The sequence below is a fragment of the Kitasatospora sp. NPDC057015 genome, assembly GCF_042673745.1.
Taxonomy (GTDB): domain Bacteria; phylum Actinomycetota; class Actinomycetes; order Streptomycetales; family Streptomycetaceae; genus Kitasatospora.
Genome location: NZ_JBHUSG010000025.1, coordinates 29,274 through 51,585 on the forward strand (window position 1 = coordinate 29,274; position 22,312 = coordinate 51,585).

The 22,312-nt window shown below is 74.8% G+C and carries 1 protein-coding gene; it reads right to left on the minus strand.

Annotated elements, in window-relative coordinates; translation table 11 throughout:
- Positions 1 to 286: 286 nt before the first annotated feature.
- Positions 287 to 22,258 carry an EndoU domain-containing protein gene (locus tag ACFTWP_RS22840; RefSeq protein ID WP_380266507.1) on the minus strand — a complete coding sequence of 7,324 codons (21,972 nt, stop codon included), beginning with the start codon at positions 22,256 to 22,258 and terminating at the stop codon, positions 287 to 289.
- Positions 22,259 to 22,312: the final 54 nt, after the last annotated feature.

Here is a 22,312-nt window from a genome sequence, read left to right on the forward strand (position 1 = left end):
GCAGCTCCTCGGCTCCGCATGAAGTCCCTGTCGTGCACGTACCTGGCGCCCGAGTACCCGTCGTGCAGGTACCCGTCGTCGAGGTACCCGTCGTGCTGCCCCGTCGACGGGACCGCCCGCCCGACCGGGCCGCGGACGCTCCCACTCCGTAGCTACGGCCCGGCCGGGTCCGGCGGTTCACCGGGCGTCGGTGAACCGCCGGATCGGTCGGGCCGGTCCGGCGGAGCGGCGCCCGGCGTCGGCGGCGGATCCGGCCGTGCGCCCGACGCACTCCGCCGGATCCGCCCTATCCCTTCAGGGCGTTGGCGATGTCGTCCGCCAGGGACGAACCGACCAGGTCGGGCAGGTCCGGCGCCACGTCCCGCTCCCGGGGCACCACCGTCGGGGGCGCCGGCTCAGCCGGTCCGGCGGGCTCCACCGGGGGCAACGGCTCCGGCGGAAGGGGGGACCTGAACTGCGGTGGTGGCGTGGCCGCCGGTCGGCGAATCGCCGCCCAGGCCCTGAGGTCGGCCAGGGTGGGGGCCGCTCCCCGGGCCGTCTCACGCTCGATGTGGTCGACCACCCGGCGCAGTTCGTCCGCCCGCAGCGCCGTACCGTCCGGCAGTCCGAGCAGGTCCAGCACCAGGGTGGCGGTGTCCGTCGCGGCCCCCGCGGCCCATTCGACCAGCTGCCGGGTCGCCCGGACGTGGGCCAGACCGGCTTCGTTCCTGGTCGTGAAGGCCGTGTCGTAGGCCAGCCGGCCCAACCGGACGGTTTCCACCAGCTGTTCGCCCTCGGCGGCGGTCAGGGCGGCGCGGGCCCGCGGCTCGTCCCGTCCGCTCTCCAGGAGTTCGTGGACGTCGTCCACGAGCCTGGCGTCGCCGGCGACCCGCAGGTCGCCGTTCCTCGTCCGGTCGGTGAAGGCGAGGGTGAACTCGGCCGGCACGTCCCGTCCGATCGTCTCCGCCAGCGGGATGTCGACCGTGAACGGGACGGCTCCCCGCTCGGTGACCGACTGGCGCGTCCCGTCGAAGAAGGTCACCTCGATGGTGGCCGCGCCGGCGTAACGGGCCATCGGGGTGGGGAACTTGCCGTTCGCGATCACCTGGCCGGAGTCGCCCAGCACACCGCCGTCGCGCCACAGGCGCTGGGCGCCGCCGGTGACCGCCGGGGTGTTGGTGATGTCACCGGAGAGCTTGACGCCGACCTGGCCCTGGAGGCCCGCCTGCTTCGCCGACAGTTCGGTCAGGACGGACCCGAAGGAGGTCGCGTTGGCCGGGCTCAGCTCCACCGCGCCGTCGGTCAAACGGTGTTCGAGCTCGACCACCTTCACCCGGACCTCCACTCCGCGGTCCTCGCCCAGCAGCCACCGGCCGGGCGACGCCGAGGCGATCTCCATGCCCTGGCTCGCGGTGCCGAACAGCGCGGACAGGTGACTGTGCGAGGTGATGTTCTCGACCGCGTTCCCGATCCGGCGCCAGGCCCCTGCACCGAAGTACTCCCGCCCGCGCAGCCGCACCACGTCCTGGACGCCGCCGACGTCGCCGAGCCAGCGCAGGACGTCGGTGTCGCGCAGCCCGGTGGTCCAGACCCGGTCCGGCGGAACGGGGACGGTGAGCTGCTCGGACACCGCCCGGGGATCGCGCGTCGCGGTGGGCTCGGGCACGGGCCGGGTCTCACCCGCTTCGACGATGGTCTCGAAGCCGATCCTCGCGGTGCGCATCATCTGGACGGACGCCCCGAGGAGGGGCCGCCGGGTGATCTGGAACCGGAGCTCCGCCTCTCCGCTGAAGGCGCTGCCGGGCACCTTGGCCTTGGTGGCGGCCCCGGCCGCGGTGGTCCGGCTCAGGAGGTCCTGGTGGTCCTTGCCCCAGCCGAAGTTCCCCGCCAGCCCGACCGTCACGGGGACGGCCCCTGCCACCGGGACGGTGCCCGCCACCGCGACGCTGACGTTGTGCCCCTGGCCGGCGCCGAAGTTGGTGACGCCGTCGGAACTGGCGAAGGTGCGCTGCACCTGGGTGGCCGCGTTGAACTCGGTGGTACCCGACTCGCCCAGGTGGTCCATCCGGTCGAGGAGCACGGCGCCGACGCGCACGGTGGTCCGCCCGTGCCGCACGACGATCTCGTCGCCGGCCGTCATGGCCTTCAGCCTGGCCTGGAGCCGGTCGGGGGTGAGCTCGTCCACCAGCTTGCGGCGGAGCCCCTCCCAGTCGCTCCGGAAGGGGTTGCTCCCCGTCCGCTCCGGTACCGGCGTCCGCGGCGGCAGCGGGCCGCTGCCCGGCGGCCGGTCCGGCCCGTTCGACGAGTACCCTTCGGGCCTCGACCTCGTCACCGGCTGCCGGTCCGGCCTCGGCCAGGGCTTCGCGTCGAACTGGTCGAGGATCGACTCGCCCAGCGTGCGCCTGCCGCCGCCACCCGCCCGGCCGGTGTTCCCCTCCGCGGCGGGGCCGCCCGGGTGGACCGGGAAGACGTCGGTGACGATCGCCGAGGAGTCCAGCCGACGGACGTCCAGGAAGCCGGCCGGCTGCTTCTCCGTGGTCCGCACCGCCGGGGTGCCCGCCGGGTCGGCGTCGCGCAACGGCACGGCCACCCGTGCGGTGGCCGTCACCGTGTCGGTGAACGGCGAGCCGTCCGGCACGCTCAGCCGCCTGAACGTGACGTTGACGTCGTACTCCGCGGCCACGTCGAAGAACACCGCCGCCTCGACGTGCTTGCCCCGGTTCGAGACCGACCCGACGGTGTCCGTGGCATCGCCGTAGGTGCGGTCCAGGCGGTAGCTGTAGCCGCCCGTGACGTCGACGAACTTCGACTTGAACTTGCCCAGCACGCCGCCGTTGTAGCGGTTGAGCCGGTCCCGGGCGTAGCCCTGGCCGTTCGACGCCTGGGTGCCGGACTCGAACTCGTACTTCCCCGTCATGGAGCGGTAGGTGGCGTCGCCCAGCTTCGCCGTCACCGTGATCTCGGCGCTCCAGAGCCGGCCGGAGACGGTTTCGGTGATCCTCCCGCCCCGGGTGAGCCGGGACAGCTGGGTCTTGAGCGCGACCCGGTCGAAGGTCTCGCCGATCCGCTGCCTCACCTCGTCGGACGGCTCGCCGTACTTCGCCCGGACGGCCTCCACGATCGTGCGGCGCACCTGGTCGGCGTCGCTCAGCGTGTGCACCACGTAGGAGGCGTTCAGCTCGTGCTGCTCGGTCATCCTGCGCGGCGCGGTGTACGTGCCGAGCTGGTCCGCGTCCCGGGACGAGCTGCCGGTCGACCCCTCCACGACGTGGCTCCCGTCGGTCGACCCGTTGCCGTCCTCCTCGGGCCGCCTGAAGACGACCGATCCGTCCGCGCTGCGGGGGACCTCGACCTTGGCGGTCTCCCGGGACTCCATGCCCACCTCGACGTGGACGGACGCCGAGACGTCGGGCCGAACGCGGCCCTTGCCCAGACGGACGTCCACCACCAGTTCGGCACCGTAGACGACCTGCGCGGCCCCGTACTTGCCGTTGGCGTACACCCGGTCGGCCTCGCGGCCGCGCCAGGCGAATCGGTCGCGCTGCTGGCCGCTTGCGCTGACGAGGACGTCGCCGCCCGGCAGGTTCCTGCCCGCGACCGCGCCGAGCTGGCCCTGGGCGGCGGCGGTGCGCGCGAGCAGCCGGCGCTCGGCGCTGAACGCACCGGTCTCGTTCACCGGGTTCAGCTCGGCCTTGCCGTCCTCCCGCCGGTAGGTCATGGTCTCGACCCTGGCGACGGCGGTGACGACGATGCCGTCCTTGCCGTGGAGCTTCAACTCCAGCGGCTCACCCCGGGTCATCGCGGTCAACCGCGACGCCAGCATCGGCTGGCTGAACAGGTGCATGACCTCGGCACGGATCGCGTCCCACCCGTCCTTGAACAGCTCCCTGCCCCTGGTCTCCAGTTCCGTGCGCAGCTGGGCCGTGCTCTCCAGGTCGCGCAGGACGACGGACTCGCCCAGCCCGCGCGGGCCGTCGCCGGTGTGCCAGACGGTGTCAGGGGGGCCGGGGACCTCGTGCGTCAACGATCGGGGGGCCTCCTCGGAGCCGGGCGGGGGCACCGGCGCGGGCCCCTGCGTCGGCTGTGTGTCCGCACGGTCGACGAGCAGCCGGACGACCGCCGTGCCGGCCTCGTGCCGGACGTCACCGCCGTTGAAGGCCAGGTCGAACCGGACGGTGCCGTCGTAGACCACGCCCGGCACCTTGGACTTGCTGGTGAGCTGGGACACCCGACTGTGGCCCGAGACCTCGACGTGCTCCCGCCCCAGCCGCCCGGTGGCGCCGGCTCCGACCAGCACGCCGTCCAGCTTGGGCCCGAAGGTGGGCACGACCGGGAACTGTCCCGCGTGGCCGCGGTTCCTCAGGCTGCTGCGCACCTGCTGGACGACGGTGCCGATGTTGAACTCGGTGTCTTCGGTGGTACCCACCTGGCGCAGGTCCCCGACCCGGGCCGTGATCTCGACCGAGGCGACCACCCGACCCCGCCGGTCGGTCACCGCGACCGTGACCGGCTCACCTGCCGTCATGCTCTTGAGATCGCGCTGGAGGCGGCCGAAGTCGACCTCGGCCAGCAGCTTCTCACGCAGCGCCGGCCAGTGCCGGCGGAGCGCCTCGCGGGCCGCCGCCTCGACCGGCTCCAGCAGCACCTCCATCGGCCGACGGCCCTGCGGCCCGCCGTCGGGCGAGAGGTCCAGCACGATCTCCTGACCGCCGACCCGACCGTCCCGCAGGCGCCTCGGGGGGACCCTCCGCTCCCCCTCCGGCGTGGACGGGCGCTCGGGGACGGCCACGGTCGCGCCGACCTCGACGGACTCGGTGAGCTCCCCCGTCCTGGTGCGCACCAGGGCACCCTCGTGCCGCAGGTTGCCGTAGTCGATCTCCAGGCGGATCTTCGAGTCGTACACCCGCGCGGGCTCGGCGGTCTTCGACCGCGCCACCATGCCACCGCTGTCCAGGCCGACCTCGCCGTGGCCACGGTCGTGGAAGTAGCCGACGAGCTCGGCCAGCTCCCCCGTCCCGCTCGCGTGCTTGGCCTGCAGCCCGATGTTGTACTGCCAGCGGACGTCCCCGCGGGTCCCGGTCATCACGGAACGGTCCGCGCCGTTCTCGAACTCGATCTTCTGCGTCCGCAGGTACGTCGACTCCGTGACCGTGCCGCGCAGCGAGATGCCGCCGCTCCAGCCGTTGCCGTCGAACGGTGCCACCCACACCTCGCCCCGGGAGAGCGCGGTGAGCAGCGGGCGCAGCGTGCCGGGGCCGAAGTAGGCGTCGGCGAAGGCCCGGGCGGCCGTCCGGTCGCCGCCCATGGTCCTCTCGACCAGGTCGACGATCTGTTTCCGCACCTCCCCCTCGTTCTCGGTGAGGCCGATCAGCAGGTCCGTCCCGGCGATCCGCCCGCGCTCGGCGGGGCCCTGCGGCACGGCGGGCTTCGGCGGCTCGGGGAGCGGCAACGGCTCCTCGACGATCTCGCTCGGCACGGGAGTCCGCCGCTCGGCCGACTCGTCGAGATCGCGGTCCGTCGGCCTGTTCTCCGAGGACAGGTCGCCCCGGCGGGAGTCGGCCTCGTCCCGATCCGACATCTCGGACCGCTCGGAGCGCGAGTCGTCCCACTGCGACCATTCCCCGTCGGAGTCGTGGGCCTCCGACTCGTCCGACGTCTCCGACGCCTCGCGCTTGGCGCCCTGCGACGCGTCCGACTCGTCCCGCCTCTCCGACCCCTCCGACTCGTCCCGCCCCGACTCCTCGTTCCTCGACTCCTCGTGCCCCGACTCCTCGTGCCCCGGCCCCTCCGACTCGGTGGACCGGGACTCCCGGGAGATGGGCGTACTGGCGTCGTAGCGGCTGCCGTCGCGGTGATAGACGGACACGACCTCACCGTCCCGGGGCCCGAGCTCCGCGACCGGCTCCACCCCGCCCGCACCCTCCCGCACCACCTGGAGCCGGACGCCGAGCGCATGGGCCACCACGGCCGGCAGCACCGCGGCCCCCGGACCGTTCGCCGTGGCCACCCAGTCGTCGACCATCGCCCTCAACCGGTTCCGGACGAGTACCTGCCGCAGTTCCGGGTTCAGCTCCCGCCAGTGTTCGATGTCGACGAGGTCCATGATCTCCCTCGGCAACTCGCGGTACTCGGTGTGCACGTACTGCGAGACCGCCTCCCGCAGGAGTGCCGCCGGCCGGTCCGGAAGCGCCCGCTCCGGGGCGTAGCGCAGGATGCGCCGGACCATCTCGGGCGCGCTGCTCGCGACCGACTCCAGCAGGCTGAGGCCGTCCTCCCCACGGACCGGCAGGGGTGCCCCGACCTGCGGCGGGAGCTGCTCCTCCTCGGCGAGCCTGCGCGCTGTCTCCTCCTGCTCCTCGGCAAGCCTCCGGGCCGCCTCCCGCTCCTCGGCGAGCCTGCGCTCCGCCGACGAATCGGCGTTCTGCTGCGACGACTCCCCTCCCGAGGTCCGCTCCGCGGGCGCGGACGGCTCGACGGGCGCAGACGGCTCGATCGGCACGTGCGGCTCGATCGGCTCGCTGGCGTCGTAGTGCTGGCGGCCCACGTCGTAGTAGACCGCGACCCGTCGCCCGTCCGCCGGCCCGTAGCCGTCGAAGTCGTGGACGCCGTCGTGGTTCATCACCCGGAGCCTGAGGTTCAGCGCATGGGCCAGCGCCGGCGGAAGCATCTCTCCCGCCACCGATTCCCAGTCGGCCTGCCAGTGCCGGATGGTGCGGAGCAGCGTCGCGCGCTCGTGCGGCAGCACCGACGTGGGAGCCGCCTCCGTGATGAACTGCGCGACGATGGGCTCCAGTTCCCCGCGGCGCATCCCCGCGAACGCGTTCCGGTCCTCGGCCGGGATGTGCGCGAGCAGCTCGCGGTCGCTCAACGCGCTCAGATTCCCGAGCTGCTCCCAGCGCAGCGCCCGGACGACCTCGGCCGGGAAGGCCGCCGCGTCCAACTGCCGGTAGTGGTCCTCGACATGACGCCGCAGTCCCTCGATCGGGTCTTCGGACCGCGCCGTCCACCGCGTGACCAGATCGGGTGCGCTCACGGCCACCGCGTGCAGCAGGCAGAGGCCGTCGCTCTCCACCGTCACCCGCGGTCCGACCGGCTCGAACTCGACGTCGGTGTCGGCGTCCAGGAGCACCTGGTTGTCCGGGAGCGCCTCCTCGCTCCCGGCCGACGCCCGTTCGTCCGTCCCGCTACGGGGTTCGGTCACCGGTGTGCGCCCGTCCTGCGGCTGCAACGGGCTGTGCAACGGAGTGCGGACGGACGCCCCGGGGCCCGGCTGGTTCCCGGCGGCAGGGTTCGGCTCGGCCCAGAAGTCGGTGACCCGGCCGTCCTCGAAGCGGACCATCACCCGATGGGTCGGGAAGACGTGCAGGACGGTCCCCACCCGGGGGAGAGTCCCTCCCTCCAGTGCACGCCGCTGCCGGAACTCCTCCAGGACTTCGCGGGCCAGGCTCCTGCGGTCGGCCTGCGACCAGCCCTCGGGCATGCCGCGGCCCGCCCCCGCCGCGAGCCCGGGCATGGCGGCGTCGCTCACCCGCTCGGCGGCCGATGCCGCCATGTCGACCAGCCCGGAGGCTTCCGGGCGCACCGCCGGACGGGACGGGTCCGGTGTGCGCAGCGGCTGCGTCCGCGGGGGTTCGTACGTCGTCCGGGAGATGGTCGGCGGAATCGGCCCGGCGAGGTCCCGAACGATGTCGGGCAGGCTGCGGCCGGTGCTCGTGAGGTCCATGACGTCGGGCATCAGGGCGATCAGGGCGTTGCGCCGGCCCTCGCTGCGGATGGCGTCCCGGTGCTGTTCCGGCGCCTGCTGGGCCCGGTTCTCCGCCTGGTGGAGGACGGTCATCGGGTTCGCGCCGGTGCTGCGGGCCTGCGCGGGGTCGTCGACGAAGACCAACCGCACCCGGGCCAGCGGCCCTCCCGCGGGCTCGGTGAGGTGGTCGTGGATCCGGTTCTGCAGCAGCCTCCGCTCCTGCGGGGTGACCTCCGCGGGCACGTGGACGGGGACGTCGATCGTGACGCCGGTCTGTCCGCCGGCGAAGACGAAGTGGTGGGCGATCAGGCGCCGCCCGGGGGCGAGGTCCAGCGCCAGGCCCTCGGTGCGCCACATCTGGTCGCGGCTCCACCGGCTGTGCGGCTGTGCGGTCGCCGGCCGGTGCACCAGGTGGCGGCCGTCGCGGGTGGTGATGCCTTCGATGCGCACGCCGTCACCGAGGCCGCTCCATCGCTCCGAGCCGTCGGGCAGGAGTTCCAGCGGGCGCCCACGGCGCTGGTAGGCCTCCTCCACCGCGGTCTCGATCCGGTTCCGCGTCCACTGCTCGGGGTAGAAGGTGTGGCCCTCCGCGCCGGTCTGCCGGCGTTCCCAGCTGCCGGGGAACCTCGCCTCGACCGAGTCCGGGTGGATCCCGGGCCTGAGGTACCACACGGTGGCCCGGTAGGTGCCGTTCTCGTTCGTCTCCGACCGTGTGTGCGGCTCGACCCGCACACCGTGGAACCGGGCGGCGACGGCGTTGCGGTGGTGGTGGACACCGGTGAGCTCCCGGCGGTCCCCGTAGTGCTGGAACCGTTCGGCGACCGTGGTGTGCCGGCCGGCGGCACGGTAGGGCACATGGGCGGCCGCGTCCAGGCCGCCCTGCCAGGCGGACGGCCTGAACGAGACGATCCGGTCGCCCCGGACCTCGCCTTCGATCCGCACGCCGCCGTACTCGCCCAGCCAGTGGTACGTGGCGTCCGCCCCGCGCTCCGGCGCGCTGCTCGCCGCCGTCGCCCGGCTGCGCCGGTACCCCTCCTCCCGGCGGGCCGTCAGCGGGTGGCCGTCGCCCGGCGCGCCGCCGTCCGACGGCCGTTCGCCCGCCCGCAGGGCGGCGTGGTGGGCCTGCTCGGCCGCGTACACGGCCTGTTCCGTCGTCCAGTGCCGCGGGAACATCATCCGCGTGGTCGGAGCGGAGCGGGGCACCTCGATGTCGCCGGCCAGGGCGCTGGTCCGGACCGTCCGTTCGACGGCCTCCCCCGCCACCTCGAAGGTGCCGTTGCGGTTCAGCGAGCCGGCCACCGTGCGCGGCCGCTCCCCGCCCCCGGTCGACGACGGGAACAGGTGGCCGCCCCGGCCGCGCGCGCCGTCCGCGCCGTGCAGCGCGGTGCGGATGACGTCGGCGTCGAGCTTCGCCCGCCTCGGCAGTCCGTCGGCCGTGTAGCCCGTGGTGACCCCGTCGAGGGTCCGGTCGATGCCCGCGCCCAGCTGGCGCAGGTTGCGCGGCTGCAGGACGGCGTCGGTCGTGCGGCGCAGCGGCACCCCGGCGGGCTGGTCCGCGCCGATCGTGTGCCTGCCGTCGGACTCCGTCTGCAGGGAGCCCATCAGGCCCCCGTCCTGGTAGCCGGGGCGGCGTCCACGGCCCGGCCTCGCCTCGGTGTACTCGTCGGGCAGTCCGAGGTGGTGCCCGAGCTCGTGGGCGAGCGTCGTCGCGTCGGTGCCCAGGTGCCACTGCTGGTGGTGCTCGCGCCCGGGCCCGGGAGCGATCACCACGGTCTGGGCGGGCGGGCCGGGGGTCTCGACGAGGTCGGCCCGGACCCTCAGCAGGTCGCCGTTGGGCAGCCGCTGACCGAGGTTGTACGTCCGGTCGACGCCCTCCGCCATCCGCGCCCTGAGCGCGTCCAGCGCCTGCCGGATCCCGCCGTCCGACCGTGCGAGGCCGCGGGTGTCCAGGTGCAGGCGCACCGTCAGCACACTCTCGTGGTCCCCGCCCGGCAGCTCGCGCCGGTGGACCTCGAACCGCTGGGCCTCGCGGGCCTCCAGCCCCCGGAGGAACGCCCCCTGCGGCGGTTCCACGGTGGTGAGGGGCCGCCCGAGGTCCTCGGTGGGGGAGACGGTGCGGTGGTGTGCCTCGCCCCAGAAGTCGGTGATCAGACCGTTCTCGGTCCGGACGTTGATCCGGAGGCCGCCGAAGCCGCCGCGGTGGACCAGCGGTGCCGCCACTCCGCCGACGGCCTCCGCCAGGGGCGTACCCGCGTTGTCCGTCCGGACCAGGTGTGCGGCGTACCGCCGCTGGTCGGCCGACCAGCCCTCCGGCAGCCGCCGGCCGGCGTCCGCCGCGAGGTCGGGCGCGAACGACGCCGTGACGTCCTCCGCCTGCCCGTGCACCCAGCCGTCGCCCGGCCCGGCGCCGTCGTGCGGCGACGAGGCCGCCACGGCGAACCGCCGGGCCCCGGGGTCCATCGGCGGCATGCCGTCGACGAGCTCGTCCAGCAGGCCCTGCAACCCGCTCTGCTCCACCTCCGCGGCCAACTCCGGCGCCAGCTCGTCGAAGCTGGTCACGACGTCCTCCCGCATGTCGATGCGCGGGCGGCCCGGCTGCGTGTCGTCGAACTCCAGCAGGATCCGGACCGGCGGCGCGTCGGGTGAGTCGAGCGCCGCGTCCCGGACGTAGGCGTCGGCGAGCCCCTGCAGGTGCTCCGCCATCGCCCGGGCGTCCGGGTGCCCGAGGCCTCCGGGGTGCTGCAGGTCGAACCCGGCGGTGATCTCCAGGCCTTCCTGCCCGCTGTCGAACAGCACCCGACGGACGGTCAGCGGCGGTCCGTAGTCCACGTCGACCGGCACGTGGGCCTCCCCGACGTGCACCACGTGCTCCTCACCGGCCCAGCCGTCGTGCGGCGCGTGCGGCTGGTCCAGGGTCGGACTGTGCAGGACGACCCGGCCGTTGAGGGCGATGCCCTCGATCCGGACGCCACCCGCCTCACCGACGAAGTGGTGCGCGGTGCCGGTACCCACCGGCTGGAGGTGTCGGCCCGTCGCCCCCTCCACCCAGTGCAGGGCGTCGGCCGGCACCCGCTCCGTGTGGAACCTGGTAGCCAGCGCCTCCTGGACCCGCTGGTCGACGATCTGCGCCGTCCAGTCCAGCGGGTAGTACGTCGCCCTGCCCCGGTCCTGCGCGGGCCGGCGCAGGTTCTCCGGGAAGGCCGCCTCCGGCGACCCCGGGGCGACCCCGTCGACCGGTCGCCAGTCGTGCACCCGCACGACACCGTTGTGGTCCGTGCTGTGACCGCCGGCCGGCCGGGTACTGGGACGCACCGGTTCGGCCGGGGTCCCGTCCGGGTTCGCCACGGGGTGCCAGACGCCGCCGGCGGGGCGGAGGGTACGGGCCGGCGGCAGGCCGGCGGCGGCGCCGGCGGCCGGGTTCCCGACCGCCAGGGTGTCCGACCCGGCGGACCCGACGATGCCGCTGTACAGCGGGCCGCCGTCCCCGGCCGGCTGCCGGGGCGTGGCCGCCGTCGGAGGCGCGAACTGCCCTTCCTCATGCACCACCGGCTCATGGACCGCGGGCTCATGGGCCACGGGCACGGGCCCGGGCTGCCCGTCGCCGGGCTCGGCGGGCGCGGCGGGCGCGGCGGCCGGTTCCTCGATCGGCGGCAGCGCCTCGACCCGCCGGCTGGTGGGCGGGCGGGTGCCGGCCCCGGCCGACTCCGGCACGTCCAGGGGGGCAGGTCGGTGAGCGGTCGCGCCGTCGGTCCAACCGCCCTCGGTGGCCGCCTCGTCCGCGAAGATCCTCGCCGTTTCCGGGAGGTCGTCCCGCAGGTAGTCCACGAGGTCGGGGAGCAGGGCGTCCAGGCCGGGGACACTGGAGTCCGCCGGGATCAGGTGGCTGGAGTGGGCACCGTCCGCGCTGTCGGTGAACCTGAGTTCCAGCCGGATCAGCATGTCGTCGTCCGGCCCCCGGTGGGCGGCGACGAAGCGGTCGGCGGCCTTCTGCAGCCGCTCCCTGACGCTCGCCCGTTCGGCGGCCGACAGGGCGGGATCGAAGTCCAGGTGCACCGGAGCGGTGAGATGGGCACCCACCTGGCCGCTGTGGAAGAAGACCTGACGGACGTCCACCGTCCACTCGTCGTCGTCGCCGAACTCGACGGCCTTGACCTCGGAGCTCCGTTCGACGTCGTCCGGGCCCCACTCCCGGTGCGGCTGGTCGGCGGTCGGACGGTGGACCAGGTGCACGCCGTCCCGGGTCAGGCCCTCGATGCGGACCCCGAACGCCTCGCCCTCCCACTGCTCGATGCCGGTGGCCGGGTCCAGGTCCGGGTCGGACTCTCCGTACGCCTTGCGCACCGCGTCCAGGACGTGTCCCGGTGTCCAGGCCTCGGGGTAGAGGGTGTGCGCCTGCCAGTCCTCGCGCCGGTGCCAGCTGCCGGGGAGGTCCGCCTCCGCCGATCCGGGCTCGACGAGCGGGTCCAGGAACCAGACCGCGGCCCGGTAGGTGCCGTTCTCGTTGGTCCTCCAGGGCCGGTCGACGACGACGCCGTGCTCCCGGGCGAGCGCCCGCGGCGGCACCTGGTGGACCCCGGCGAGCGTCCGGCGGTCACCGAACACGGCCAGTTCCTCGGCCCGGTGGCCGAAGTCCGCGGGGGCGGGGCGCAGCCGTGCGAACCGGGGCGCGTCGAGGCCCGCCTGGTCGTCCGACGGCCGGAAGGACGTGAACTCGCCGTTCAGCAGCTCGCCTTCGATGCGGACGCCGGCGTAGTCGCCGACCCAGCGCCGGGTCCCGTCGTCGTCCGGCCGGTCGACCCGGCCGTTGCGCCGGGCGTCCAGATACGCCTGCTCGGCCGCGTAGACCGCCTCGTCCGCGGTCCAGTGCGGGGGGAACACGGTCCGCTCCGGCGCAGGGGCGGGGGCCGACCCGGCGGGCTCGCCCGCGGGGTGGTGACCGCTCGCGCCGGTCTGCCGGTCCACCGCGCGGAAGGTGCCGTTGGGGTGCGGCTCGCCCACCGGCGACGGTGCGGGTCGGTTCTCACCCGGTGCGGGGGCGAGGTGGGCGCCGGTGCCGTCCGGCCCGCCGTGCAGGACGAGTCGGCGGACGTCCGCACCGAAGCCGGCGCGCGACGGGAGTCCCGTCCCGTCGGCGGGCGGGGCGTGACCGGCCCCGCCGAGGGCCGTGTCGAGGGCCGCGCCGGTGTCCCGCAGGTCGCGGGGCCGGAGCGCGGAGTTCCACTCGACCGAGGAGATCGGCGTGCGGTCGGGCCGGTCGACGAGGTGACGGCCGAACCGCTCCTCGCCCCGGAAGCCGAGCAGCCGGCCGACTTCCCGGACCACGGCGGGCTGGGAGACGTCGAGGCCCCAGCGCCCCGGCTCCAGGCGGTCGCCCCGAGGTTCGAGCTCGACGGTGTGGTGGGCCTCCTCCGCGCGGTGGACGAGGTTGACGACGACCCGGAGCTGGTCACCGTTGGGCAGCCGCTGACCGAGGTTGTAGAAGTCGTCGGCGCTCGCCATGAGTCGGGACTTCAGGGGGCCGATCCGGTCGGAGACCTCCGTGTCCGTGCCGTTCGGGCCGGCCAACCGGCTCTCGTCCAGGAACACGCGCAGGCGGAGCACGGTGGCCGTGTCCCCGTCGATCAGCTGGACCCGGCGGGCCTCGAAGCGCGGCCCGTCCCCGGAGCCGGCGCCCTGCGGCGGGCCGACCTCGGCGGAGGCCAGCCGTCGTTGCGGTTCCGGCAGCGCCTGGGAGCGTTCGTTCACCGTCGACAGATCCGGCTCGCCCCAGAAGTCCCTGATCCGGCCGCCTTCCACCCGGAGGTTGACCGGGACGAACACGTGGTGACCGTAGACCACCCCGTCCGTCATCGGCGGGCGGCCCTGCTCGGCGAGCGCGGCGTTCTCCTTCCGGAGGACCTGGGAAGCGGCGTACCGGGCCTCGTCGTCGGTCCACTGCCGGGGCAGGCTCCGGCCCGCCTCCTGCCAGGCGGGATCGGTGAACTCGACCCGCCGGCCCTCGACGTCCATCGCCCTGGGCGTCGTGGCGGGCAGGTGCTCGCCGGGGCGCAGCGGCCCCGGCTCGCGCAGGTCGGCGGGCACGTGGTCCGGGCGGGCGGCGGCCCGGACGGCGTCCAGTGAGGGGGCCAGGCTCTTGAACCCGGCCATCAGCTCACGGAACCCGGGGCCGGGGTGGACGAGCCCCGGCAGGTAGTCGGCGAGGGTGGCCCCGCGGGTGATCGGAACGCTGGCGTAGGCGTCGTCCGATGTGTCCACGAATTCGAGTCGCAGCTTCATCAGCGGCTTGCCCGGCTGCTGGTACTGCGCGACGTACCCGTCGGCGGCCCGCTGCAACTGGTCCCGGACCGCCGCGCCCTCCGGGCCCGGGCGCTGGGACGTCAGGTGGAGCCGGGCAGTGACCTCGACGGCCTCCCTTCCTCCGGCCAGCAGGGCCTGACGTAGCGTCAGCGGCCGGTCGTGAAGGCTGACCCGGCCGGTCTGGGTCAGGCCGACCAGGTCATGGCCCGGCCAGTCGGCGGCGTCGTGGGGCTGCACATCGGCGGGGCGGTGCACCAGGATCCGGCCGTCGCGGGCCAGTCCCTCGATCCGGACCCCGGCCTCCTCGCCGACCCAGTAGGTCGTTCGGCCGTCGGGCAGCAGCACCGTCCGGTCGCGGTCCTCGAAGGCCCACTGCACCCGCTGGAGTGTCAGTTGTGCGCTGCGCCAGCTGTCCGGGTACATCATGTGGCCCGGTGAGTCCGCGCGCCGGTGCCAGCGGGACGGGAAGCCGATGCCCATCGTCGAGTGGCGCTGGACCTTGGGGTCGAGGAACCAGACGGGCGCCCGGTAGGTGCCGTTCTGGAAGGTCGCCGCGGGCTGTCCGAAGAGCAGGCCGTGCCGCGACGCGACGTCGTCCGGCAGCCTGTGGTGCACACCGGTGAGGGTGTGCCGGTCACCGTAGCGGGCCACGTCCTCGGCCCGTTGGCCGAAGCGGAGCGGCTGCACCAGGCTGCTCGGCGCGTGCGCCGGCGGGCCGGCGTCCGGCTGGTCGTCCGCCGGACGGAAGGAGAGGAAGCGGTCCCCGCGGACCAGGCCCTCGATCCGCACCCCGGCGTACTCGCCCTCCCAGCGCCTGGTCCCGCCCCCCGCTTCGGTGACGGCGTTCCGGCGCCGCGCGTCCAGGTACGCCTGCTCGGCGGCGTACACCGCGTGCTCCTCGTTCCAGTGCCCGGGGAACATCGTCCGCGTACCGTCGCCGCGCACCGAGGTCGCGACGTCACCGGCCCGCGGGAGGGTGACGACATCCGGGGCCGACAGCGCCGCGAGCGGGCCCTGTGCCCCGTAGCGGGCCCGGAAGGTGAGATTCGCCCCGGGCTCGCCCACCACGACCGGCCGCACCCGCTCCGACCCGAGCGGCGGCCAGAGGTGGCCGCCCTCCCCGCGCGACGTGCCGTACAGCGCCCGGTGTCGGACGTCCTCGCGGAAGGCGGCGCGCGACGGGAGACCGCGCTCGTCCGCGAACACCCGGGGGCCGAACGCCTCGTCGATCGACGCGCCGATCTCCCGCAGGTTGCGCGGGGCCAGCACGGTGGTCTCCTGTCCCGAGCTGACGAGGTCGGTCGCCATGTCGACGCCGATGCGGCCGAAGTGGTCGAGCGACGTGGCGGACATCAGCCCGCCGTCGGCGTGCACGGGTCGGGCGCCCTTCTCCCGCTCCCGGTACTCGTCCGGCAGGCCCAGCAGGTGGCCGAGTTCGTGCGCCACCGTACGCGGCTCGGTCGCCAGGCTCCACTCCCGCGAGTGCTCGCGGTGCTCGGGGTCGTCGTTCAGCCGCACGGTGTGGTGCGCGGCTCCGGCCGTGTCGGTGAACTCGATCCGCACCCGCAGTTCGTCGCCGTCGGGGAGCCGCTGGCCGATGTTGTAGACCTCGTCGACGCCCGCGTACGCCCGGTCCTTCAGCTGCTCGATCCGGCCCGTGTGGTCGACGCCCTCGGGCAGGCCGGTGGTGTCGAAGTGGATCCGGACCACGATCTCGGTTGCCGACGCGCCGTCCGCACCCCGCAGCGTGCCCCGCCGCGCCTCGAAACCGCGCGAGTAGTTGTTCGACACCAACCGCAGGAAGGGGTCCTCCGGTGAACGGATCTGCCGAGCCGTGAAGCCCTCGACCAGGTGGGACCCGGGCGCCGGCGCGGCCTGAGCGACGACGGGCGGGACGACGACGTGCGGGACGGCCCCGGCGGGTGCGGGCGCGGAGGACGATCCGGGCGCCGCGGGCGGGGGCTCGACCGACGGCGCCGCGGCCGGCTCGGGAACGGGCAGGAAGCGCTGCGGCGGGAAGCCCGCCTGGTTGTCCACGCCGGAGAAGTCGGTGATCTGGTACTCGGCCCAGTCCCGCCGGACCTCCAGCGTGACACCGCCGAACCGCACCCTGCTGACCAGCACGGACGGGTTCGCCGGGTCCCGCCGCTCGGGCTCGACCACCGTCCCGTGCAGGGCCGCGTGCCTGGCCTGCGCGGGGGTCCACTCGGGCGGCAGGTCCCGGCCGGCGTCGGGCCGCAGGGTCGGGGCGAAGGCGTCCGAGGTCAGCAGGTCGCCGTCCGACCGGGTGACGGTCGGCGGGCGTTCACCCGTCCCGGGCGCGCCGGGCTCGCGCAGCGGCGCCGCCACGGGTCGCGGGCCACCGTGCGCCGTCCACCCCGTGGCCGGGGCGTCGCCGGCGAGGCGGCGGACGGCTGCGGAGAGCGGCGGCGCCGCCGGGTCGGTGAACTCGGGCAGGAAGGTCCGCAGGTCGAGGCCGTCGGTGCGGGCGTCCGCCCGGACCCGGGTGCTGGAGTGCGCGCCGGCCGCGCCGTCGGTGAACTCGATCGTCAGCCGGACCGGCGGATCACCGGCGGCGCGCTGCCGGCGGACGTGGGCGTCGGCGGCCTCCTGCACGGCGGCCCGGAACTCCGCGGCCCGCTCGGGCGGCGTCCCGGCCTCGAAGTCCAGGTGCACCCGGGCGGTGAGCTCGACGCCCTCCTGGCCGCTCGCGAACCGGGCGTGCCGGACGGTCACCGCGGTGTCGCCGGCCCCGAACTCCACCCGGCGGCCGGCGGACCGCGCGACCACGTCGTCCTCGCGCCAGTGGGTGAGCGGCTGCTCGGTGGCCGGGCGGTGGACCAGGTGGCGCCCGTCCCGGGTGATCCCCTCGATCCGCACCCCGCGCGCCTCGCCGACCCAGTGCTCCGCCCCGGGGCCCGGCGGCCGGGGGTCACGCCGGGCCGCATAGGCCTCGCGGACGGCGGACAGGACGTCGTGGGTGGTCCACCCCTCGGGGTAGAAGGTGTGCGTCCGCCAGTCGGCGCGGCGGTGCCAGTACTCGGCGAAGCCCGACAGCGGGGCCCCGGGGGCGACCGTCGGGTCGAGGAACCAGACGCCGGCCCGGTAGGTGCCGTTGTCGTTGACGCGCCACGGCGTCTCCTCCAGCCTGAGCCCGTGCGCGACCGCCGCGGCCTCGACCGGCGCGTGGTGGACCCCGGTGAGGGTCTGCCGGTCACCGAAGCGGACGAGGTCCTCGACCCGCACGTCGAACTCACCGCCGGTCGACCGCCACGGCATGTGCACGGGGGTGTCCAGGTCGCCCTGCTCCTCGGACGGCCGGAAGGAGACGAACTCCCCCGCCCGCACCTCGCCCTCGATCCGCACCCCGCCGTACTCGCCGACCCAGTGGTGGGAGTACGGCCCGGTCGAGGTGACCCCGCCGGTGCGGCCGGCCCGGTGGTACGCCTGCTCGGCCGCGTAGACGGCGTCGTCCGCCGTCCAGTGCTCGGGGAACATCGTCCGGCCGCGCACCGGCCCGGCCAGGTCGCCGGCGACGGCCCCGACCCGCGTCGACGCCGTGTCGGCCGGCCCGCCGACCACCCTGAACGTGCCGTTGCGGTGCTCCGACCCGGGGAGCCGCTCCGGCCGCTCGCGCTCCGAACCCGGCGGCGCGTAGAGATGACCACCGCGCCCGTGCGAGCCGCCGTACAGCGCGGCGCGCCGCACGTCCTCGCCGAACCGGGCCCGGGCCGGGCGGTCGCCGTCCGCGACCGGGCCGCGGTCCGGGCCGAAGGCGGCGTCGACCACCCCGCCCAGCTGCCACAGGTTCCGTGCCCGCAGCACCCGGCGGGTGGACATGTCGAGGTGGTCGAAGTCGCGGTGGTCGCCGTCCAGCGCGAAGCGGCCGAACTCGTCGACGTACGCCGTCCCCATCAGGCCGCTCTCGGGGTACAGCGCCCGGCGGGTGCTGCTCCCCTCGCGGTACTCGTCGGGCAGACCCATCGCGTGGCCGAGTTCGTGGGCGAGCACGTCCGCCCTGGTGGTCAGGCTCCACTCGCGCAGGTTCTCCCGGCGCGGGGTGGCCTGGACGGTGGCGGTGTGGTGGGCGTCCGCCGGCCGGTCCACGAACTCGACCTCGACCCGCAGCAGGTCACCGCTGGGCAGCCGCTGGCCGAGGTTGTAGACGTCCCCGACCCCGTCCCGTGCCCGCTGCCGCAGCGCCTCCAGCGCCCGGGCGGTCTCCGGCCGCGCGCTGTCCAGCCCCGAGGTGTCGAGGTGCACCCGGACGGTCAGCACCGTCTCGGTGTCCCCGTCCGGCAGGCGCAGCCGGCGGGCGTCGAAGGACTCGACGTACCGCACCGCGACGCTCCGGGTGAAGGCGTCCGCGGGCGGGCGGATCTCGCGCGTGCCGAGCACCACCTGCGGCTCGGGCCTCGGGGCGGACAGCTGCGGGCGCAGCCGCTGGTGCGGCTCGCCCCAGACGTCGGTGATGACGCCGCTCTCCACCCGGACGTTGAGCCGCACCCCGGCGAACTCGCCGCGGTGGACGGCGGGGGCCCGGCCGCCGGCGACCGGCTCGCCCACCGGCTCGGCGAGCCCCGACTCCAGCACCCGGTGGGCGGCGTGGCGGGCGTCGGCGGCGGTCCACTCCGGGGGCAGGCCCCGGCGGGGGTTCTCCCAGGCCGACTCCGTGAACGACGGCCGCAGCGCGGCCGTGAGGCTCTCGCCGACGTGCACGTCCCGCACCGGCGGGGCGCCGTCCATGTCCGGTCCGAGCACGAAGTCCAGCTCGTGCTGGCCCGTCATGTCCAGGAAGCGGGGCAGTGCGTCCCGCAGCGTCGGCGCCGCGCCGGGCCGGACGGTGAGGGTGGTGGAGTCGGCGGACGGCTCCGGTACGAACTCCAGGCGCAGCGTGAGCAGCCGGTCGTCGACTCCCAGCTGCTGCCTGGCGGTGTACTCGGCCGCGAGGGTGCGCAGCCGCTGCTCCGTCGCCCCCAGCTCGTCGCGCGTCATGCCGGCGGACGGCTCCAGATGCAGTCGGGCGGTGAACTCGAAGCCCTCCTGCCCGCTGTCGAACCGCACCCGACGCAGGCTCAGCGGCCCGTGCCCGGTGAGGTCGACGGCGTCCCCGCGGCCCACCACGCCGGCCTCGTGCCAGGCCCGGTGGTCGGCCGGGCCCGGCTGCTGCCGGGCCGGACGGTGGAAGAGCAGGGCGCCCTGCGGGTCGAGGACGGCCTCGATCCGCACTCCCCCGGCCTCGCCGACGGCGCCCAGCAGCCCGTCCTCCCGCCACCACAGCTGCGGCTGGTCGCGCAGCGCCTCGCCCACCCGCCGCTCGGTCTCGGCGGCGCTCCAGTGCTCCGGGTAGTAGACCCGCTCCGGCGCGTCCGCCGGCCGGTGCCAGCGGGACGGGAAGGCGGTGATCGGCGCCCCCGGGGCCACGCCCGGGTTCAGCCGCCAGCCCTGATAGTCCCGCACGACCCCGTTCGGGTCCCGAACCGGGCCCGGGCCCGGCGTACGGTCGGGGCCGGGCGTACGGTCGGGGCGCAGCGGCGCGGCCGGCGCGCCGGTGGCGTCCAGGTGCGGCTGCCAGCCGGGGAAGTTCGCCGGGTCCGTCACGGCGGGCAGTGGTTGGACGAACGGCTGCTGCGCCGCGTCGCCGGTCGACGGGGCGTCACCGTCCGTCCGGAGGTCCGACCGGTGGTCCGTCCGGAGGTCGGCTCCGAGGTCCGGCGCGGGCGGGAGCTGGTCGGCGGCCGGGTGGAGCGGCCCCGCCGCCTGGTCCGGGGGCAGGGGTGCGTCCCGGTCGCCGCCGTCGTGTCCCGCGGTGGCGGCCGGTTCGCGGGGCGGGGTCGGCGGCTCGCCGTTCGGGGTGCGGCGGTCCCGGCCGGTGTCCTGGCCCAGGAGGATCGACGCGATGCTCTCGGTCTGCCGCTCGGGCCCGGTGTGCGGCTCCTGCACCGGGTGGCGCCCGGTGGGATCGGCGCCGGCCGGCGGGCGGGGCGCGGCGGGCGGCGTCGGGGTCGGGCCCTGGTGGGCGGTGGAGGTGGTGGGGACGGGCGCCGGCCGGCCCAGGTCGCCGCTCGCGGTGGCGGTGGCGGTGGCGGTCTGTGGCGTCGCCGGCTCGCCGGGCGCGTCGGCCCGGCCGCGCTGCACCGGTGGCAGTCCGCCGGCGGACTGGGTGGCCCTGGGGGTCGGTGCGTCGGGCACGCCGGCCTTCGGCGGCTCCTGCTTCGGCGCCGTCGACGGGTCGTCGTGCGACTGGACCCGGACGGGCGGGGCGCCGGCCGCGGTGGTGGCGGTGTGCCGGTTCGGGCCGCCGGCCGGCTCGGAGGCGGTGGTCGACGGCAGGGGGTCGGTACCGGAGGTGCGCGGCGGCCGGGTGGTGGCCGGCGGGGCGGGGACGTCGCTGCTCAGGTCCCCGAGGAAGTGCAGGCTCGCCAGGCCCGTCGGCTCGTTCACGGCGTGCTCGTCCGTCAGGAAGTCCGCGTACTGCAGCATCGACTGCATCCACTCGGCGACCTCCGGATCGGCCTCCGGGGAGGTGATCCGCTGCCCGGAGGCGTGGCCGATGGCGTCGGCGTAGTCCTCCAGGGAGCCGCCGTGCAGCCTGGCCAGGTCGTAGGCCCCGCTGTGGCCCATCCGGGGCACCGGGAACGGCACCACCTTGCCGGAGGCGAGGCAGGCCAGCGCGGCGAAGCTGATCGGGTGGTAGAGCGGGAAGTGCTCGGACGCCCCGTCGGCCACCGCCTGGTGCTGGGTCGCCTGGACCCAGGTCACGTACCTCTTCATCACGGGTTGCGCGCCGAGGTGCAGCACGTGGCCCATGCCCCCGGTCAGCACGCCGCCCAGGAAGCTCCCCGCCGTGACGCTGAACTCGTGGTTCTCGCCGAAGATGAGGTTGTAGAAGCCCTCGGTGAGGACGTTCTGCACGCCGGCCTTGAGGTATCCGCCGAGCGCGACGCCGAGGTGGTAGGCCTTGTTGCCGGTGGGCATGTGCTCGGCGAGGTCCGGCAGGTGTTCGGCGAGCAGCTTGACGTGGCGGGACGAGAGCTTCTCCCCGGCCTCGTGGCCGAGGGCCGCCCCGAGCGCGTCCTTGAGGCCGGCCCTCTCCGCGGCGTTGGCCCCCCAGTTGTTGACGAACGCCTCGCCGAACTCCCGGCCGAGCCTGCCGGCGAGCTCCTTGCCCCCGAGGCTCTCGCCGAGGTGCTTCCCGAAGATCTTCTCCATGTCCTCGACGAAGATCTCGGAGAGCGTGCCCTTGCCCGTCTTCCCGAAACCGTGCTGGAGGTGCTCGGTCGCCGACTCCATCAGCCCGCCGAGCTCCCGCGCGAAGGCCTTGGCCTCCTTCTTGGTGAAGGCGAGGGTGGCGAGCTCCTTCTCCGAGGCCGCCAGCACCTTCTTGCTCATCGAGCTCAGCGAGCCGGTCAGGCCCTCCTTCTCGGCTGCCTTGGCGGCCGCCGCCAGCAGGCCCTTGAGGCCCTGGAGGTCCCCGTGGACCAGGTAGTTGCTCAGTTGGTCGGCCAGCAGCCGGCCGCCGCTCTTGCCCAGCAGCTTCCCGAGCAGCTTGCCGAGCCCCATGCCGAGGAGTTCCAGCGGGCCGCCGAGGACACCGCCGATGAGTCCGAAGAGGGCCGCCTGCTTGGTGTACTCCTTGTCGATCTCCTTGCGGTTGCCCTGCCCGATCTGGATGTGCTGGATGATCCCGTCCATCAGCAGGCCGCCGACCACGCCCGCGAAGGTGTGCATCAAGATCGTCTTGAGCAGGAACTTCATCAGCGCCTGGAGCGCGACCTTGGTGAGGATGCGGCGCAGCGCCAGCCCGGACAGGCTGGCGCCGAAGCTGAACGGCGCCCAGAAGACGGCGAGCGTGATCTCGATCAGCAGCTGGACCAGCTGGGCGATCGCCATCCACTTGGTGTACTCGACGGCGTTGGCCACGTCGTTGGCGCACTCCGCGAGCTTCTTCGCGGTGGTCGCCGCCGCCGAGACGTAGTCGTCCCCTCCGGTCCCGCCGATGAAGGTCTTCATCTGCAGGGCGAACGCCTCGGCGGACTCGCCGGCGAACTGCTGCCGGCAGGCGACCGCCACCTTGGCGATCAGCTCCCGCAGCTCCGGCAGCTCCTGGGCCAGTCGCTCGTAGGCGTCCCGCACGTCGCGCAGGTCCCCTTCGCGCACCTCCGGCCAGGGCATGCCGGTGATGAGCGTGAAGAAGGCCGCCGTCGACCGGTTGACCTCGATGGAGGAGTGGGACACGTGGGATCAGCCTGCCGCTTCGGGTCGTTCTCCGGGGTGCCCTGCGCGCCGTCG